The sequence below is a fragment of the Tsukamurella strandjordii genome (assembly GCF_039525985.1).
Taxonomy (GTDB): domain Bacteria; phylum Actinomycetota; class Actinomycetes; order Mycobacteriales; family Mycobacteriaceae; genus Tsukamurella; species Tsukamurella strandjordii.
Map to the genome: position 1 here is coordinate 471,942 of NZ_BAAAII010000002.1, position 17,508 is coordinate 489,449.

At 71.5% G+C, this 17,508-nt stretch carries 18 protein-coding genes and 1 pseudogene; 10 read left to right on the top strand and 9 right to left on the bottom strand.

What is annotated here, in order from left to right; translation table 11 throughout:
* Nucleotides 1-93: 93 nt before the first annotated feature.
* The 3 genes from ABD108_RS03060 to ABD108_RS03070 are packed head-to-tail and all read right to left on the bottom strand — an operon-like array spanning nucleotide 94 to nucleotide 3,187.
* On the bottom strand, nucleotides 94-1,278 hold the full coding sequence (locus ABD108_RS03060) for an amidohydrolase (RefSeq protein ID WP_343929248.1): 1,185 nt from the start codon (nucleotides 1,276-1,278) through the stop codon (nucleotides 94-96).
* On the bottom strand, nucleotides 1,275-2,474 hold the full coding sequence (locus ABD108_RS03065; RefSeq protein ID WP_374758677.1) for an amidohydrolase: 1,200 nt from the start codon (nucleotides 2,472-2,474) through the stop codon (nucleotides 1,275-1,277). The genes ABD108_RS03060 and ABD108_RS03065 overlap by 4 nt, the downstream gene beginning before the upstream one ends.
* A 2-nt stretch (nucleotides 2,475-2,476) precedes the next feature.
* Nucleotides 2,477-3,187, bottom strand: a complete 711-nt coding sequence (locus tag ABD108_RS03070; RefSeq protein ID WP_343929250.1) for an enoyl-CoA hydratase/isomerase family protein — start codon at nucleotides 3,185-3,187, stop codon at nucleotides 2,477-2,479.
* Nucleotides 3,188-3,219: 32 nt separating this feature from the next.
* Here ABD108_RS03070 and ABD108_RS03075 point away from each other — a divergent pair, with 32 nt between their 5' ends.
* Genes ABD108_RS03075 through ABD108_RS03085 form a run of 3 tightly spaced genes read left to right on the top strand, consistent with a single transcriptional unit; the run spans nucleotide 3,220 to nucleotide 6,206 of the window.
* Nucleotides 3,220-4,056 (top strand): purine-nucleoside phosphorylase, encoded by an 837-nt coding sequence (locus ABD108_RS03075; protein WP_343929252.1) that lies wholly within the window; start codon nucleotides 3,220-3,222, stop codon nucleotides 4,054-4,056.
* The gene (locus ABD108_RS03080) at nucleotides 4,057-5,670 is read left to right on the top strand and encodes a phospho-sugar mutase (RefSeq protein WP_343929254.1); all 1,614 of its coding nucleotides are present in this window, start codon (nucleotides 4,057-4,059) and stop codon (nucleotides 5,668-5,670) included.
* Nucleotides 5,667-6,206, top strand: coding sequence for a hypothetical protein (locus tag ABD108_RS03085; protein WP_220656329.1), 540 nt, complete (start codon nucleotides 5,667-5,669; stop codon nucleotides 6,204-6,206). Before ABD108_RS03080 ends, ABD108_RS03085 begins: the two co-directional genes overlap by 4 nt.
* A 4-nt stretch (nucleotides 6,207-6,210) precedes the next feature.
* On the opposite strand, the gene upp is transcribed toward ABD108_RS03085, so the two are convergent.
* Entirely contained in the window at nucleotides 6,211-6,840 is a 630-nt protein-coding gene (gene upp / locus ABD108_RS03090; RefSeq protein ID WP_220656330.1) for a uracil phosphoribosyltransferase, read from the bottom strand.
* Nucleotides 6,841-6,903: 63 nt separating this feature from the next.
* Between upp and ABD108_RS03095 the strand changes: the two genes are divergently transcribed.
* Genes ABD108_RS03095 through ABD108_RS03105 form a run of 3 tightly spaced genes read left to right on the top strand, consistent with a single transcriptional unit; the run spans nucleotide 6,904 to nucleotide 9,715 of the window.
* The gene (locus tag ABD108_RS03095) at nucleotides 6,904-7,221 is read left to right on the top strand and encodes a hypothetical protein (RefSeq protein WP_343929256.1); all 318 of its coding nucleotides are present in this window, start codon (nucleotides 6,904-6,906) and stop codon (nucleotides 7,219-7,221) included.
* The gene (locus tag ABD108_RS03100) at nucleotides 7,218-8,381 is read left to right on the top strand and encodes a C40 family peptidase (protein WP_343929258.1); all 1,164 of its coding nucleotides are present in this window, start codon (nucleotides 7,218-7,220) and stop codon (nucleotides 8,379-8,381) included. The genes ABD108_RS03095 and ABD108_RS03100 overlap by 4 nt, the downstream gene beginning before the upstream one ends.
* Before the next feature lie 26 nt (nucleotides 8,382-8,407).
* Nucleotides 8,408-9,715 carry a primosomal protein gene (locus ABD108_RS03105; protein WP_343929260.1) on the top strand — a complete coding sequence of 436 codons (1,308 nt, stop codon included), beginning with the start codon at nucleotides 8,408-8,410 and terminating at the stop codon, nucleotides 9,713-9,715.
* A gap of 3 nt (nucleotides 9,716-9,718) precedes the next feature.
* Here the strand turns inward: ABD108_RS03105 and ABD108_RS03110 are convergent, their stop codons facing one another.
* The 3 genes from ABD108_RS03110 to ABD108_RS03120 are packed head-to-tail and all read right to left on the bottom strand — an operon-like array spanning nucleotide 9,719 to nucleotide 12,768.
* Nucleotides 9,719-10,846 carry an adenosine deaminase gene (locus ABD108_RS03110; protein ID WP_220656334.1) on the bottom strand — a complete coding sequence of 376 codons (1,128 nt, stop codon included), beginning with the start codon at nucleotides 10,844-10,846 and terminating at the stop codon, nucleotides 9,719-9,721.
* A gap of 17 nt (nucleotides 10,847-10,863) precedes the next feature.
* Complete coding sequence (locus ABD108_RS03115; protein WP_220656335.1) at nucleotides 10,864-11,490, bottom strand: response regulator transcription factor; 627 nt, start codon at nucleotides 11,488-11,490, stop codon at nucleotides 10,864-10,866.
* 24 nt (nucleotides 11,491-11,514) lie between these two features.
* Nucleotides 11,515-12,768 carry a sensor histidine kinase gene (locus ABD108_RS03120; RefSeq protein WP_343929262.1) on the bottom strand — a complete coding sequence of 418 codons (1,254 nt, stop codon included), beginning with the start codon at nucleotides 12,766-12,768 and terminating at the stop codon, nucleotides 11,515-11,517.
* A 99-nt stretch (nucleotides 12,769-12,867) separates the two neighbouring features.
* Between ABD108_RS03120 and ABD108_RS03125 the strand changes: the two genes are divergently transcribed.
* Nucleotides 12,868-13,794, top strand: a complete 927-nt coding sequence (locus tag ABD108_RS03125) for a D-2-hydroxyacid dehydrogenase family protein (protein WP_343929264.1) — start codon at nucleotides 12,868-12,870, stop codon at nucleotides 13,792-13,794.
* Here the strand turns inward: ABD108_RS03125 and ABD108_RS03130 are convergent.
* On the bottom strand, nucleotides 13,791-15,101 hold the full coding sequence (locus ABD108_RS03130) for a thymidine phosphorylase (protein WP_343929266.1): 1,311 nt from the start codon (nucleotides 15,099-15,101) through the stop codon (nucleotides 13,791-13,793). The two genes, ABD108_RS03125 and ABD108_RS03130, sit on opposite strands and share 4 nt — an antisense overlap.
* Nucleotides 15,098-15,499 (bottom strand): cytidine deaminase, encoded by a 402-nt coding sequence (locus ABD108_RS03135; RefSeq protein WP_305110000.1) that lies wholly within the window; start codon nucleotides 15,497-15,499, stop codon nucleotides 15,098-15,100. The genes ABD108_RS03130 and ABD108_RS03135 overlap by 4 nt, the downstream gene beginning before the upstream one ends.
* Nucleotides 15,500-15,741: 242 nt before the next feature.
* On the opposite strand from ABD108_RS03135, the gene sdhC reads away from it, so the two are divergent.
* The 3 genes and pseudogenes from sdhC to ABD108_RS03150 all read left to right on the top strand — a co-directional run.
* Nucleotides 15,742-16,146: a succinate dehydrogenase, cytochrome b556 subunit gene (sdhC, locus tag ABD108_RS03140; protein ID WP_220656340.1), complete on the top strand. Its 405-nt coding sequence runs from the start codon at nucleotides 15,742-15,744 to the stop codon at nucleotides 16,144-16,146.
* Between the two features lie 11 nt (nucleotides 16,147-16,157).
* Nucleotides 16,158-16,625, top strand: coding sequence for a succinate dehydrogenase hydrophobic membrane anchor subunit (locus ABD108_RS03145; RefSeq protein WP_220656341.1), 468 nt, complete (start codon nucleotides 16,158-16,160; stop codon nucleotides 16,623-16,625).
* A gap of 75 nt (nucleotides 16,626-16,700) precedes the next feature.
* Nucleotides 16,701-17,508: pseudogene (locus ABD108_RS03150) on the top strand (FAD-binding protein); the annotation flags it as partial.

Consider the following 17,508-nt stretch of genomic DNA (forward strand, 5'->3'; position numbering starts at 1 on the left):
TCGGAGTGAATTCACCGCGGATCGGCGCCGCGCGGGGGACGAACGCCCCTCACCCCGGGCGCTCCGAAGCCGCGCCCGGAACTCCGCGGACGGCTATTCCGCCGAGCCGAAGACCACGTTGGTGAGCACCTTCACACCCATCTCCAGCGCGCGCTCGTCGAGCACGAAATCCGGCTGGTGCAGGTCGTATTGGCGTCCCTCGCCCGACCACACGCCGAGCCGGGCCATGGCGCCGGGAGACTCCTCCAGGTACCAGGAGAAGTCCTCGCCGCCGCCGGACTGCGGGGTGTCGGTCACGCCGTCGGGCGAGACGGCGAGCGCCGCCGCCGACAGGATCGCAGTGGCCCGTTCCTCGTTGATCACCGGCGGCACGCCGCGGGTGTAGTTGACCTCGTACTTGATCCGCAGCGGCGAGAGCAGCCCGTCGATGATGTCGCGGACCAGCGGCTCCAGCGTGGCCCAGATGTGATGCTCCCCGGTGCGCACGGTGCCGTGCAGGGCACCGATCTGCGGGATCGCGTTGGGCGCGGAGCCACCGTTCGCCGCTCCCCACACCATGATCGTGCCCGATCGCGGGTCCACCCGGCGCGAAAGCACGCCCGGCAGCCCGGTGATCACGGTGCCCATCCCGTAGATGAGGTCCGAGGTCAGGTGCGGACGCGACGTGTGACCGCCCGGTGAGTGCAGGATCACCTCGACGTGATCGGCGGCGGAGGTGATGGCACCCGACCGCACGCCGATCCTCCCCACCTCGATCCGCGGGTCGCAGTGCAGCGCGTAGATCCGCGAGACACCGTCCATCACGCCGTCGCGGACGGCGGACAGCGCACCGCCGGGCATGACCTCCTCGGCGGGCTGGAAGATCAGCCGAACCCCCACCGCCAGCTCGCCGGCGGCATCGGCCTCGGCCAGCGCGAGCGCGGTACCCAGCAGGATCGTGGTGTGCGCATCGTGCCCGCACGCGTGCGAGACACCGGGATTGCCCGACTGGAAGTCCAGGCCGGTGGCCTCGTGGATGGGCAGCGCGTCCATATCGGCGCGCAGCGCCACCCGCTCGCCGGTGCTGGGACCGAGGTCGCACACCAGCCCGGTGGTGGAGAGCTTGCGCGGGTGCAGGCCCGCGGCCGTGAGTGCTTCGAAGACGACCTTCGTGGTGCGCTGCTCGCGCCAGGACAGCTCGGGGTGCGCGTGCAGATCGCGGCGGAAGTCCCGCAGCCAGTCGCTCTTGCGCTGCAACCACTCGTCGACCCGGGCCGATGCGCCCGTCGTGCCGCTCACTGTCCGCCGTTCCTTCCCCGGCGCTCGGCCCCGTCCTGCAGCCGTGCGCGCTCCGTCTCGTCCTCCGCGACCGCGGCGAAGGCGGCGGCCAGGGCGAGCGCACCGTCGCGCACGGCCCGGTCGGCCGAGGGACTCGCGGCGGCGGCCGTGAATTCGGGCTGGTGGGTCACGGCACCGTCGGTCTCCAGGCCGATCAGCGGATGGATCGACGGTACAGCGTGGCTCACATTGCCCATGTCGGTACTCCCCAGGGGCACCGCCCGCTCGTACTCGGGCGCCACCGGATCGCGACCGATCGCGATGGCCGCGGCACGGTACGCGTCGGCCAGGGCGTCGTCGCTGCGGAGCTCGGAGTAGCTCGGCGAGACCTCGCGGACCTCGTGGGTGCAGCCGGTGGCCAGCGCCCCCGCCGCGAAGCAGTCGTCCGCCCGCGCGGCCAGCCGCTCCAGGGATTCCGCGGTCTCCGCGCGCAGGTAGTACAGGAGTTCGGTCGCGGCGGGCACCACGTTCGGCGCGGTACCGCCTTCGCTGACGAAGCCGTGCAGTTGCTGGCCCGGTTCCAGGTGCTGGCGCAGGAGCCCCAGCGCCACCTGGGCCACGGTCGCGGCGTCGCCCGCATTGCGTCCCGCCCAGGGGGCCGCGGAGGCGTGCGCCTCGCGTCCGGTGAAGGCGATCGCGAGGTCGGCGAGCGCCAGGGTGCGCGTGCGCACCACGTCGAAGGGGGCGGGATGCACCATCCCCGCGCAGGCGACACCGTCGAAGGCGCCGCGCCGCAGCATGAGTACCTTGCCGGCGCCGGACTCCTCCGCCGGAGTCCCGTACACCTCCACGGTGAGCCCGAGCTCGTCGGCGACGGAGGCGAGCGCGAGGCCCGCGCCGACGCCCGCGGCGGCGATGATGTTGTGCCCGCACGCATGACCGATGCCGGGGAGGGCGTCGTACTCGGCGAACACCGCCACCCGGAGCGGCCCCGAGCCGCTGCGCGCGACGAAGGCGGTCTCGAGATCGGCGATGCCGCGGGTCACCGCGAAGCCGTGCCCGGCGAGCGCATCCGCGACCAGTCCCGAGGCGTAGTGCTCCTCGAAGGCCAGCTCGGGCCGCGCGTGGACGGCATGGCTGAGCGCCACCAGTTCGGGCGCTGCGGCGTCGACCGTCTCGGTCAGGCGGGCGAGGGTGGAGGTGACGGGCACCGGCACCGTCAGCCGAACTTGACTTCGGTCGTGGGCACCGCGAGATCGGCGATCAGCGGCGCATGCAGATCGTTCTTGATCTTGTTCAGCGTGGGGCCGTCGGCCGCGGCGTTCGCGGCGGCGCGCGCCGTCGCGGAATGCAGCAGTTCGGCCTCCGAGGCGGTCGCCTGGGCGATGCCCGCGGCCACCGCGTCGCCGCCGCCGTAGCGCCGTCCGGTGGTCATCGCCTCGACGGCGGTCTGGTACGGCAGTCGCGAACGGAGCAGCGTGGCCATGCCCACCGTGAAGCCCATCTTGAGACTCACCTCGGGGAGACAGAAGAATCCGCGATCCTCGCGCATCACGGTGAAATCGCAGGAGAGGGCGAGCATCGCGCCGGCACCGAAGGCGTGGCCGTTCACCGCGGCCACGGTGGTCATCGGGAAGGTGAGCAGTCGGCTGAACACGGTGTGCACCCGGTCCAGGTAGGCGGGGAGCTCACCCACGTTGGCCAGGATGTACATCACGTCGAGACCGTTGGAGAAGAACTTGCCGGTGGCGGTGACGACCAGCGCGGCCGGCGACCCGGCCGCCTGCGCCTCGATCTCGTCGAGGCGGGCGTGCACCGCATCGACCCAGTCCGGGGAGAAGCGGTTCTCCGGGTTGGTCTCCGAGAGCTCGACGCCCTCATCGCCCAGGAACAGAGTGAAGACGTCGTCGGTCCGCGTGACGTAAGGCATGGACATCACGATAGCCGCTAGCATCTGGGGCCATGGCGCAACTGCACTCGGCACGCGACTCCGGCATCGACGATCCCTCCGCTGCGGCCCGCGAAGCGGCCGCGGCGCTCACCGCCGCCACGGGCGGTGAACCCTTCGATGTGGCGGTGGTGCTCGGCTCCGGCTGGGCGCCCGCGGCGGAGGCGTTGACGGCGCGCGGCACCGCGATCGGGTCCGTCCCGATGGCGGATCTCCCCCACTTCGCACCGCCCAGCGCCGCCGGTCACAAGGGCACCGCGATCGCGCTGGCCGTGGGCGGTAAGCGAGTGCTGGTGCTGCTGGGCCGCACCCACGCCTACGAGGGCCACGACCTGTCCCGCGTGGTGCACCCGGTGCGCACGGCCTGCGCGGCCGGAGCGACCACGGTGATCCTCACCAACGCCGCGGGCGGTCTGCGCGAGGGCATGTTCGTCGGCGAGCCCGTGCTCATCGAGGACCACCTGAACCTCACCGCCCGCTCGCCGCTCGTCGGCGCGGAGTTCGTGAACCTGGTGGACGCCTACTCCCCCGCGCTGCGGGCGTTGACGCGCACGGTCGATCCGACGCTGAAGGAGGGCGTGTACGCGGGTCTGCCCGGCCCGCACTACGAGACGCCCGCCGAGATCCGGATGCTGCGCACGCTGGGCGCCGATCTGGTGGGGATGTCGACGGTGCACGAGACGATCGCCGCCCGCGCGGCCGATGCGGCCGTGCTGGGCATCTCGCTGGTGACCAACCTGGCGGCGGGGATCACGGGCGAACCGCTCAACCACGAGGAAGTACTGGAGGCGGGCCGCGAGGCGGCGGCACGCATGGGTGGCCTGCTCGCCGACGTGATCGAGGCGATGTAGGTGAGCACGCCGCAGGCACTGGCCTGGATCGCCGCCGACCCCGATCCGCAGACCCGTGCCGAGCTGGAGGCGCTCGGCGCCGAGGAGCTCGCGGAGCGCTTCGCCGCGCCGCTCACCTTCGGCACCGCCGGGCTGCGCGGGCCGGTGCGCGGCGGACCATCGGGGATGAACGTCGCGGTGGTCACCCGGACCACCTGGGCACTCGGCGAATGGCTCAAGGGCAAGTGCCTGGGCGGCGGCACCGTGGTGGTGGGCCGGGACGCCCGGCGCGGCAGTGAGGCCTTCTTCGCGGCGGCCACCGAGGTGCTCGCGGCGCAGGGCTTCGCCGTGGTCGCGCTGCCCGAACCCGGTCCCACGCCGTGGGTCTCGTTCGCCACCAAGGCGCTCGGCGCCGTCGCGGGCGTGCAGATCACGGCCTCGCACAATCCGCCCGCCGACAACGGCTACAAGGTGTACCTCGACGGCGGCGCCCAGCTGGTGGCACCCGCGGATGCGGAGATCGAGAAGCTGATCGACGGTGCGCCCGGCGCATCCTCGATCGAACGCGCTGCGGTGCCGCAGGATCCGCGCGCCACCGAGGTGATCGCCGCGTACCTGGACCGGGTCGCCTCGCTCACCGGCGCACCGGCGGCGCCGCTGCGGATCGCACTCACGCCGATGCACGGGGTGGGCGGCGCGGTCGCGGTGGAGGCGCTGCGGCGCAGCGGTTTCGACGATGTGCACGTGGTCGAGGAGCAGTTCGTCCCGGACGGCGAGTTCCCCACGGTCACCTTCCCCAATCCCGAGGAGCCGGGCGCGGCCGACCTGCTGCTGGCGCTGGCGGAACGGGTGGAGGCCGACCTCGCGGTCGCGCTCGACCCGGACGCCGACCGGTGCGCCCTCGGCGTGCGCGGCCCCGACGGCTGGCGGATGCTCACCGGCGATGAATCCGGTTCGCTGCTCGGCGATCACCTGCTCGCCTCGCCGCTGCCCGGCGCACCGTCGGATGCGCTGGTGGCCACGACCATCGTGAGTTCCGAACTGCTCGGCGCGATCGCGGAGAGCCACGGAGCGCGGTACGCCCGCACCCTGACGGGCTTCAAGAACCTGGTTCGCGCCGGGTCCGGTCTGGTCTTCGCGTACGAGGAAGCGTTGGGCCTGTGCGTGGACCCGGCCGCGGTGCGCGATAAGGACGGCATCTCGGCGGCCGTGGTCGCCGCCTCCTACGCGGCGTCGCTCAAGGCGGCCGGCCGCGGGCTGCTCGACGCCCTGCACGATCTGTACCGCCGGCACGGCGTGTACCTCACCAGCCAGTACTCGCTGCGCGTGGAGGACGTCTCGCGGATCGCCGCGATCATGGCCCGGCTGCGCGCCGATCCCCCCACCGAGGTGGCCGGAACCCCGGTCGTCTGCGAGGACCTGCAGCAGGCCCGTCCGGCCACCGACGCCCTGGTCTTCCGCGGCGACGGGGTGCGAGTCACCGTGCGGCCCTCGGGAACCGAGCCGAAGGCCAAGTTCTACCTGGAAGTGGTCGAGCCGGTGTCGGACGACCGGGTCGATGCCGCGGTCGACGGTGCGCGGGCGCGGCTGTCCGCCGTCACGGAGACCGTGCGCGGCTGGGCGGAGCTCGCGTGAGCGGGCCGCGCGGTTCCGACTCCGGCCGCACCCGGGTGATCGCGGTGGCCGTGGTGGTCGGCGTGCTGATCGTGGTGGCCGCCGCCGCGGGTGCGACGGCCTTCGTCAACGGTCGGGAGGACAGCGCGCCGACCGCGGCACCGTCGTCGTCCTCCGCCGTGCAGGCGGCACCGTCGACCGCGTCGACGAGCCCGGCCGTGCCGACCCCCGAGCCGCCCGCACCCACGGTCCCGGGCACCGACCGGCAGGGATTCATCGGCACACCGGCCCGGTGCGCGGATGCCGATCCCGCCCGGATGATCGTGCTCACCGCCACCTCGCAGGCGGTGGTGTGCGCCCGCGGCGATGCGCTGTACTACGCGGGCTGGCGCTCCGACACCGGCGTGGGCACCCGCATCGACGGTGTGCTGCCCGCCGGGCCCGGCTGGGTGGCACGCGCACCGGACGCCACCATCAACATCACCCCGCAAGGGCTGGTGATCTCCACCGCCACGGGCGAATTCACCGAGCCGGCCACCGGATTCTGGGCCGGCTGAGACATCAGGTCCAGCGGGGGCCGAACTGGCGATCGCCCGCATCGCCGAGACCCGGCACGATGTACGCGTTCTCGTTGAGCCCGCGGTCCACGGCGGCCGTCACCAGCCGCACCGGGTGGCCGCAATCGGCGAGCGCCTGCACGCCCTCGGGCGCCGCGACCACGCACACCGCGGTCACATCGGTGGCGCCGCGCTGCGCGAGCAGTCCCAGCGTCTCCACCATCGAGCCGCCGGTGGCGAGCATCGGGTCGAGCACGAACACCGGGCGCCCGGCCAGGTCGGCGGGCAGCGACTGGAAGTAGGGCTCGGGGACGTGCGTCTCCTCGTTGCGCCCCATCCCGACGAAGCCCACCTGCGATTCCGGCAGCATCGCGTGCGCCTGGTCCACCATGCCGAGCCCGGCGCGCAGCACCGGTACCAGCAGCGGGGGTGCGGCGAGCCGCGCACCGTCGGTCACCTCCAGCGGGGTGGTCACGGGCTCGGCGACCACGGCCGCATCGCGCATGGCCTCGTAGACCAGCATCTGCGTGAGTTCCTTGAGGGCGGCCCGGAACGACGCGTTGTCGGTGGAGACCGCGCGGAGGGCGGTGAGCCGGACGGCGGCCAGGGGGTGGTCGACCACGGTGATCTGCATGGGGCAAGCGTATCGGGAACCCCGCGGGCATCTGGACCGTCCAATTGATGAGGGGGTACGGGCATGGAGGAATTCCAGATGGATCTGCCGTCGGTGGTGAGCGCCGGCGGCGCGCTGGGCTCGCTCGCCACGGCGGTGACCGCGGTGACTGGCGCGGGCGCGGCGACGGGGGCCGCACTCACCCCGGTGTTCGGCGTGGTGGGCGGCGATTACCTGGCCGGCCTGCTGGGCGCGGTCGCGGCCACCGATACCGAGTTGGCGCGGTTGGCCGCGTTCTACGCCTCCGCCGCGGCGGGTGCGGCGCAGACGGTGGCCTCGGCGGCGGCCACCGAGGCCGGCGGGACCGCATCGCTGCTCGGCGTGATCGGCGACGCGGTGTGAACGGGATCGTGCAGGCGCTCGCGGCGCCCCTGCGTTCCCTCCTCGACGCCTTCGGCACGGGTGATCTGACCACCGCCGGGGTCGATGCGGCGATCACGGCGATCCAGACGGAGCTGGACCGCATCAGCGCTCAGACCCGCACCACGAACGTCTCGGTGGGACAGGCGTGGACGGGCGTGGACGCCGGCGCCGCGCAGCGCACCATCGGCACCGGGGGCATCTCGGCCGGTGACCTGTCGCAGCACACCGGGGCGCTCAAGGAGTCGGTCACGGTGGCCGCCGAGAAGGTGCGCACCGGCCAGGCCGATCTCCAGCGGATCCTCGACTCCTTCGTCCAGCAGGCCGAGGCGGCGAATCCGTCGCTGGCGAATCCCACCGGGCTCATCGCCGTGCTCACGCTGGCCGCCGATCATCTGCAGCAGGCGCTCGACGTGCTCAAGCGGGTGCGCGGCGAGCTCGACGGCGAGACCGGCAAGGTCAACGAACTCGCATCCAGCACGCCCACCGCACCCGGCACCGTCGACGGTGGTGGTGCGGCCACCACGCCGGCCTCGGCCACCGGGACCGCCCCTGCCGCCACCGCCTCGCCCGGCGGCGGCGCGAGCACCGGCGGTGGCGGTTCGTCCGGGGGCGGCGGGTTGAGCACGCTGCCGGCCGCGCTCACGGGATCGTCGGGCGGCTCCGGCCGGGGCACGAGCGGGTCGAAGGCGCAGGCGACCAGCGCGAAGAGCACGAAGGGGAGCGCCACCACCACCGACGCGAAGGGCGGGGTGTCGATCCGGCTGCCCGACGGCTCGGTGGTGAAGGCACCGAACGCGAAGGCCGCCGCGGCGGTCCAGGCGGCGCTCACGCAGATCGGAGTCCCGTATGCGTGGGGCGGGACCGCCCCGGGCGTCGGATTGGACTGCAGCGGCCTCACCCAGTGGGCCTACCGGCAGGCGGGCCTCGAACTGCCGCGGATCGCGGTGGACCAGGTGGTGGGCTCCCAGGTCAGCGCATCGAATCTGCAGCCGGGAGATCTGGCGGTGTGGGACGGCCACGTCGCCATGGTGGTGGGCAACGGCATGATGGTGGAGGCGGGAGACCCGGTGCAGCTCTCCTCGATCCGCACCGACAACATCGGCCAGGGATTCCATGGCTTCTGGCGGCCCACCGGCTGACGGTGCGGTGCACTAGTGTGGGCGCCATGGCGTCTGACATCGTCCCGATCGAACTCGGCCTCACCGACGGCCCGGTGTACACCCTGTGGGCTCCCCGCTGGCGGGACGGCGAGGACGAATGGGAGGCCTTCCTCGGTCTCGACGAGGATCTGTACGGCTTCTCCTCCGTGGCCGAGCTGGTGGCCTTCGCCCGCAGCGGCGCGGCCAACGACCTCGATGATCACCCGGCGTGGGAGGCCCTCACCACGCTTCCCGCGGAGGCCTTCCTCCCCCGCGAGGACCGCAGCTTCGACCTGATCTCGGTGCCCGAGCTGGCCGCCGAGGAGCCGACTCCCGAGGTGATCGCGGAGCTCGAGGACACCCTGGAGATCGTGGGCCTCATCGGCGAGGTGTGCGAGCTGATCGATGTCACCAAGTTCTTCAACGGCAACCCCGTGCTGGGCACCGTCCGGATCGGCACCCGCAACTTCGAGGGCCGCGAGGGCGCTGAGATGTGGCACAAGGTGGGCCAGATCATCAGCCGCAAGTGGGACGACGTGGTCGATGCCATCGAGACCGTGGTGAGCGCCCCGAAGGTCGCCGCCTCGGCGACCGATACCGCGGAGCAGGAGCTGGCCGTGGCCGCCGAGAAGGCCGCCGCCCTCGCCGCCGACAACGCCGAGCTCGAGGACGACGACCTCGACACCCTCGACGACGAGCTGGACACCGATCTCGACGACGAGGCGGAGGCCGACGAGGCCGAAGCCGACGGCGAGGACGAGGACGACGAGGAGTTCGAGGAGGACGACTCGTTCTGGGGCCAGGTGGGGATCGACCCGATCAAGATCATCACCTCGGACGGCGAGTACTACACGCTGCGCTGCTACCTCGACGACAGCCCGATCTTCTTGGGCCGCAAGGGCAAGATCTACGTCTTCGACTCTCCCGGTGCGCTCGCCCGCTACCTCGCGGACGATGCGGACAGCGACCTGTCGGCCGTGTCGACCTTCGACGAGGTGCAGGTGGCCGCCACCGACGGTTCGCTGGAGGTGGACGTGCTCGACGAGAACGTCTACGTGCTGCCCGGCATCGGCGAGGACATCGCCGACGGTCCGCGGCGCATCGACCGCGACCAGCTGGACCTCGCGGTCGAGCTGCTGCTCGATTCCGCCGACTTCGCGGACGACGATTCGGTGCGGGACGCGCTGCGCCCCACCACCCCGCTCGGATTCTTCGTCTCCTACGCGCTGGATCCGCAGCCGCGGCGCCTGGCCCCGTCGGGCCCGTTCGACAACGAGGCGGAGGCGTGGCGGGCCCTCGAGCACGATCTCGAGGACCGCCTCACCAAGAAGTAGCGGCTAGCCGATCAGCACGGCGTAGCCGGGCTTGATCACATCGTCGATGATGGCCAACCGCTCGTCGAAGGGCAGGAAGGCCGACTTCATCGCGTTGATGGTGAACCGCTGCAGGTCCGACCAGCCGTAGCCGAAGGTCTGCACCAGCTTGAGCATCTCGCGGCTCATCGAGGTGTCGCTCATCAGCCGGTTGTCGGTGTTCACGGTCACCCGGAATCGCAACTGCGCCAGCAGGTTGAACGGATGCTGTTCGAGCGAGGCGACGGCCGCCGTCTGCACGTTGGAGCTGGGGCACAGCTCCAGCGGGATGCGGGCGTCGCGCACCCGCGCGGCCACCAGGCCCAGTTCGGCGCCGGAGAAGTCCTTGGAATCGGGGCCGACGCCCGCGGGGAGCGTGATGTCGTCCACGATCCGCACGCCGTGTCCCAGCCGGTCGCAGCCGCAGAAGGCCAACGCCTCGTGGATCGACGGCAGACCGAAGGCCTCACCGGCGTGAATGGTGAACGGCGCCGAGTGATCCCGCATGTACTCGAAGGCGTCGAGGTGCCGGCTGGGCGGGAAGCCCGCCTCGGCACCGGCGATGTCGAAGCCCACGGCGCCGCGGTCGCGCCAGCGCACGGTGAGCTCGGCGATCTCCCGGGAGCGGGCGGCGTGCCGCATCGCGGTCACCAGGCAGCGCACCACGATGGGCCGGCCGGCCTCGCGGGCGGCGGCCTCGCCCTGCGCGAAGCCGGACAGCACCGCCTCCATCACCTCGTCGAGGGAGAGGCCGCGCTCGGTGTGCTGTTCGGGCGCGAACCGCACCTCGGCGTAGACCACACCGTCCTCGGCGAGGTCCTCCGCGCATTCGCGGGCCACGCGGGCGAGCGCCTCCGGCGTCTGCATCACGCCGACGGTGTGCTCGAAGGTCTCGAGGTACTTCACCAGCGAGCCGGAGTCGGCCGCCTCACGGAACCAGGTGGCCAGCTCGGGTTCGGTGCTCGCCGGGAGGTTCTGGTAGCCCGTCTCCTCGGCCAGCTCCAGGACGGTGCGCGGCCGCAGCCCGCCGTCCAGGTGGTCGTGCAGCAGCACCTTGGGCGCGCGGCGCAGGGAGGACAGATCGATGGGGGTGGGTCCGACCGGATTAGCCATGCCGCAACGCTACCCGGCTAGCGCTCCGCGAGGTAGGTGAGGATGGCCCGGACCCGCCGGTTCCCCTCCTCCGGGGGCAGGTCGAGCTTGGCGAAGATGTTCGCCACGTGTTTGGCCACCGCAGCATCGGACACCACGAGGGCGGCGCCGATCTCGGCGTTGCTGCGCCCCTCGGCCATCAGGCCGAGCACCTCGCCCTCGCGCGGAGTGAGGCGGTCGAGCACGGTGGTGGTGAACATCTTCTGCACCACCTCGGGATCGACCACCACGCCACCCGCGGCCACGGTGTCCAGCGCGCGCACGAAGTCGCCGACCCGGCCCACTCGCTCCTTGAGCAGGTACCCCACGGCGCCACCGGTGTCCAGCAGGCGGCGGGCGTACGCGGCGGCCACGTACTGCGAGAGCACCAGCACCGGAAGCTCGGTGCGGGCGGAGCGCAGCTCCAGTGCGGCGCGCAGGCCGTCGTCGCCGTGGCCGGGCGGCATCCGCACGTCCGTCACCACCAGGTCGACGGTGCCGGTGTCCACCGCCCGGAGCGCATCGGCGTCGCCGAGCAGGCCGATCACCTCGTGACCGGCCCGCTCGATGATGCGTTGCAGCCCCTCGGCCAGCAGCACGGAATCCTCGGCCACCACGATGCGCATGCCCTGCAGGCTAGCGGCAGCGGATCAGGGCAGGGACCAGTGCAGCGTGGTGGGGCCGCCCACGGGGCTCAGGACGGTGAGGGTGGCGCCCATCGACTCGGCGCGCTCCACCAGCCCTGCGAGCCCGGTGCCCGCGGCCACATCCGCGCCGCCGGAGCCGTCGTCGGTCACCGTCATCGCGGGCGGTTCACCGGTGAAGACGATACGCACCGCGGTCGCGCCGCCGTGCTTGATCGCGTTCGTGACGGCCTCACTGGCCGTGTAGTACATGGCGCGCTCGACCTCGGTGGGCAGGCGCCGGCCCTGCGGCCAGCCCTCACCGGCGATGACCTCCACGCGCAGCGGGCCACCCAGCTCGGCGCAGGCGGCCTCGACCCCGGCATCGTCGAGCACCTGCGGGTGCACGCCGCGGACGGTGTCGCGCAGGCCGGCCATCGCGCGTTCCAGGCGGGCCTGGGCCTGGGCCACCTCGCCGCGCACGGCCTCGTCCTCCACGGACTGCTGCAGCATCCCCAGCTGCATCGACAGGCTCACGAGGTCCTGCTGGGGGCCGTCGTGCAGGTCGCGCTCGATGCGGCGCCGCTCCCCCTCGAAGGAGTTCACCAGTACGCCCCGCGAGGCCTGCAGCCGCGCGACGAGCCGCCGCAGCTCCTCCTCGCGCGGGCTCAACAGCGCCTGCGCGAGGGCCACGTTCACGGCCGATACCGCGTAGGCGACGTACACGCCGACGGCGCCGAGCGCGATCCCCACCGCGCACAGGGCGAGGGCGCTGAGCTGGTTGTCGATGGTCCAACCGAAGACGTTGTACTGCTCGGTCTCCGCGAGCCAGGGCGCCAGGATCAATCCGCCGACGAGGGCGCCGTAGACCATCACGCCGAGCGAGATCAGCGGTCCGAAGGCGGCCAGGATGAGCCCGTAGACCACCTCGCGCCAGGTCGCGGCCTCGCCGAGCCGGTGTCCGGCGCGCGCGGTGACCGAACCGTCGAGCGGCGGGTGCGGGTCGGCGATCGGCGCCGCCTGCATCAGCGTCACGCGCCATCGCTCCAGCTTCGCGGTGTAGTACGACCACACCGGTGCGAGCGGCAGCAGCACGATCACCACGTACAGGAGGAAGAGCACCCAGCCGATGGCCAGCGAGCAGATCAGGTACGCCAGCCCGCGCCACGAGGCCGACGAGCCCAGCAGTTCACTCGGGGTCCGCAGCGGCGCGAACAGCGCGGAACGCCGGGGTGTTTCGGGCGGGTACGGGCCGGTGGGGGTCATGGCGGTTTCGATCATGCCCGAGACGTTAGGGCGGCGTCGAGCCCCGCACACGGGAGCGCGGGCCCCGATCCGGGGTGGTGTCAGCACTACCCTCGGGCGGCTAGCGTGACGGACATGCGCATCGCGATCCTCGACGATTTCCAGGGCGTGGCCCTGCGGTACGGCGATTTCTCCGGGCTCGACGTCACCGTCTTCACCGAACCGCTCACCGATGTGCCGGCACAGCTCGCCGGGTTCGGCGCGGTGGTGGCGATGCGCGAGCGCACCCGGTTCCCGGCGGAGGTGCTGCGCGCGCTGCCCGATCTGAGGCTCCTGGTCTCCACCGGGCGGCGCAACGCCGCGATCGATCTCGCAGCGGCCTCCGAGGCGGGGATCACCGTGTGCCACACCGGGTACCGTCCCGCCGCCGCGGCCGAGCACACCTGGGCGCTGATCCTCGCCGCGCTGCGGCACGTACCGGAGGAGGACGGCAACATCCGGGCCGGACGGTGGCAGAGCACCGTCGGCACCGAGCTCGACGGTGCGGTGCTCGGCCTGGTCGGGCTGGGCAACCTCGGGCGGCGTGTGGCCCGGGTGGGCGCGGCCTTCGGCATGGAGGTGCTGGCCTGGTCGTCGAACTTGGACCCGGCGCGCGCCGCGGAGGCCGGTGCGACCGCGGTGAGCAAGCAGGAGCTGTTCGCGCGCGCCGACGTGCTCTCGATCCACTACGTGCTCTCCGAGCGATCGCGCGGCATCGTCGGTGCCGAGGACATCGCGCGGATGCGGCCGGGAGCGCTGCTGGTCAACACCTCCCGGGCGGGCGTGCTCGACACGGCCGCCGCGGCGGCAGCGGCCCGCCGCGGCGACATCCGGCTCGCACTGGACGTCTTCGACGCCGAGCCCCTGCCCGCCGGCGATCCGCTGCGCGAGCTGCCGAATTCGGTGCTCACCGGGCACATCGGCTACGTCACCGAGCAGCAGTACCGGGTCTTCTACGGCGATGCCGCGGAGGACGTGCGCGCCTTCCTGGCGGGCACGCCCGTCCGCGTCATGAATCCCTAGACGGTCACCCGGTCGAGCACGAGCGAACCCCGCGGGCTCGCGGTCCCGCCGATGACGGCGGCCCCGTCGAGCGCGGCGACCGCACCGTCGAACTTCTCCGGGGTGTCGGTGTGCAGGGTGAACAGGGGCTCGCCCTCGGTGACGGTGTCGCCGACGCTCGCATGCCAGGTGACGCCGGCCCCGGCCTGCACGGGCTCGCCCTGCCGCTCCCGGCCGGCGCCGAGCCGCCAGGCCGCGATGCCGACGCCCATCGCGTCGAGCTCGGTGAGCACGCCGGAGGCCGGCGCGGCCACGGTGCGGGTGTGCTTCGCGACGGGCAGCGGCGCATCGGGATCACCGCCCTGCGCAGCGATCATCGCCCGCCAGCTGTCCATGGCCTTCCCGTTGGCGAGGTGCTCGGCGGGGTCGGCGTCGACGCCCGCGAGGGCGAGCATCTCCTTCGCGAGCGCCAGCGTCAGCTCCACCACGTCCGACGGTCCGCCCCCGGCCAGCACCTCGAGCGACTCGGCCACCTCGAGGCCGTTGCCGGCGCTGCGGCCGAGCGGGGTGGACATGTCGGTGAGCAGCGCGACGGTGTCCACGCCGGAGTCGTGGCCGAGCGCGACCATGGTCTCGGCGAGCTCGCGCGCCTGCTCGCGGGTCTTCATGAAGGCACCCTTGCCCACCTTCACATCGAGCACCAGCGACGCGGTGCCCTCGGCGATCTTCTTGCTCATGATCGAGCTGGCGATCAGCGGGATGGCTTCCACGGTGGAGGTCACATCGCGCAGTGCGTAGAGCTTCTTATCGGCGGGCGCGAGTCCGGAGCCGGCCGCGCAGATCACGCCGCCCACCTTCTCCAACTGGTCGAACATCTGCTCGTTGGTGAGGTCGGCGCGCCAGCCGGGGATGGCCTCCAGCTTGTCGAGGGTGCCGCCGGTGTGGCCGAGCCCGCGGCCGGAGAGCTGGGGAACGGCGACGCCGTAGGAGGCGACGAGCGGGGTGAGCGGGAGGGTGATCTTGTCGCCCACGCCGCCGGTGGAGTGCTTGTCGGTGGTGGCCAGCGGCGCGCCGTCGCGGCGCAGGCCGGAGAAGTCCATGCGCTCACCGCTGGCGATCATGGCCGCGGTCCAGCGCGCGATCTCGCGGCGGTCCATGCCGTTGAGGAAGATCGCCATCGCGAGCGCCGACATCTGGTAGTCCGCCACCTCGCCGGTGGTGAACCGATCGATGATCCAGTCGATCTGGCCGTCCGTGAGGGCCTTCCCGTCGCGCTTCGCGGCGATCACGGATACCGCGTCGAACACCTCGGTCGAATCGGAACTCATCGGTTGACCTCTTCCAGATCGTCGGGCCCGAAGGCATCGGGCAGCAGGCGGCTCAGCGGCACGGGGCCGGAGCGGTGATCGACGAGAAGCTCTCCCCCGCCGTGTTCGTAGAGCAGTTGCCGGCACCGGCCGCACGGCATGAGGATGTCGCCGTTGGCGTTGGTACAGCTGAAGGCGAGCAGTCGGCCGCCGCCGGAATTGTGAAGCGCACTCACGAGTCCGCACTCCGCGCAGAGTCCGAGCCCGTATGAGACATTCTCCACATTGCAACCCGACACCAGCCGGCCGTCGGTGGTGATAGCCGCGGCCCCCACGGGATAGTGGGAATAGGGTGCGTAGGCCCGTCCCATGGCTTCGACGGCGGTGCGCCGCAACGTCTCCCAGTCGATCTCCGGCACCGTGGACCACACCCTTCCGAAACACTGTTGACGATGAATCAATTTATGTCAGGCAAACCTAACTAATTCTATTCGGCCCCAACGGATCGGGACCGTGGTTTCGATTCCACATTCCCGTGGGTTTAAGGTCAAGGCGTGGGTTCAGGTACACGTCGGGATTGAGGCGCCGTCCGGGCTGACGAGCTGCCCGAGGTGCCGATTCCCGCCGCGTCCATCAACGATGATGTCGAAGGCAGGGCTCGATGAGCAGTACTACTGAGGTGGTGGCGGCGAAGGAGCCGCGCCGCGTCTCCCTCTACAAGGGCGACCCGGGAATGTTGAACTGGGTGCTGCACCGCATCAGCGGCGTCACCATCTTCTTCTTCCTGTTCGTCCACGTCCTCGACACGGCGGTCATCCGCATCGATCCCGAGGCCTACGACGCCGTCATCAAGACGTACAAGACGCCGCTCATCGGTCTGCTCGAGATCGGCCTCGTCATGGCCATCCTGTTCCACGCCCTCAACGGCGTCCGCGTGATCCTGGTGGACTTCTGGAGCAAGGGCGTGCAGTACCAGAAGGCCATGTCGATCGCGGTGTGGGTGGTCTTCCTGATCACCGGCGCCGGCATGGCGGCCCGTCTCCTCTACATCATGTTCACGAACTAGGGGGCCGATACATGACCACCGCGAACGAGCCCAAGCTCGCGAAGACGCTGCTCAAGCAGTACGACCGCCCGGCTTCGCTCGACAACCCCCGCTCCCCGCACCGTCCCACCGGCGGCAACTTCGAGAAGTACGCGTGGCTGTTCATGCGCTTCTCGGGCATCGCGCTGCTGGTGCTGGTGTTCGGCCACGTCTTCATCATGCTGGCGCTCGACAGCGAGGGCGTGCACCGCATCAACGCCGCCTTCGTCGCCCAGCGCTGGGCCAGCCCGTTCTGGCAGATCTGGGACATCACCATGCTGTGGCTCGCGCAGCTGCACGGCGGCAACGGCCTGCGCGTGATCATCGATGACTACGCCCGCAAGGACCGCACTCGGTTCTGGCTCAAGGCACTGCTCGTCCTGTCGATGATCCTCGTGGTCGGCCTCGGCTCGTACGCGCTGCTCACGTTCGAACCGGCCTCCGTGCCCACCGCGCAGTAGCGCCAGGAAGGACTCACCCGCATCATGCAGGAACATCGTTACGACGTGGTGATCATCGGCGCCGGCGGCGCCGGTATGCGCGCGGCCATCGAGGCCGGCCCTCGCGCCCGCACCGCGGTGCTCACCAAGCTCTACCCCACTCGCTCCCACACCGGTGCCGCCCAGGGCGGCATGTGCGCCTCCCTGGCGAACGTCGAGGAAGACAACTGGGAGTGGCACACCTTCGACACGGTCAAGGGCGGCGACTACATCGTCGACCAGGACGCCGCGGAGATCATGGCCAAGGAGGCCATCGACGCGGTGCTCGATCTGGAGAAGATGGGCCTGCCCTTCAACCGCACCCCCGAGGGCAAGATCGACCAGCGCCGCTTCGGCGGTCACACCCGCGATCACGGCAAGGCGCCCGTGCGCCGCGCCTGTTACGCCGCGGACCGCACCGGCCACATGATCCTGCAGACGCTGTACCAGAACTGCGTCAAGCACGACGTGGAGTTCTTCAACGAGTTCTACGTGCTCGACATCGCGCTCACCGAGACCGAGGACGGTCCCGTCGCCACCGGCGCCGTGGCCTACGAGCTGGCCACCGGCGAGCTGCACGTCTTCCACGCCAAGGCGATCATCTTCGCCACCGGCGGCTCGGGCCGCATGTACAAGACCACCTCCAACGCCCACACCCTCACCGGTGACGGCATGGGCATCGTCTTCCGCAAGGGCCTGCCCCTGGAGGACATGGAGTTCCACCAGTTCCATCCGACGGGCCTCGCGGGCCTGGGCATCCTCATCACCGAGGGCGTCCGCGGCGAGGGCGGCATCCTCCGCAACGTCGACGGTGAGCGGTTCATGGAGCGCTACGCTCCCACCATCAAGGACCTCGCGCCCCGCG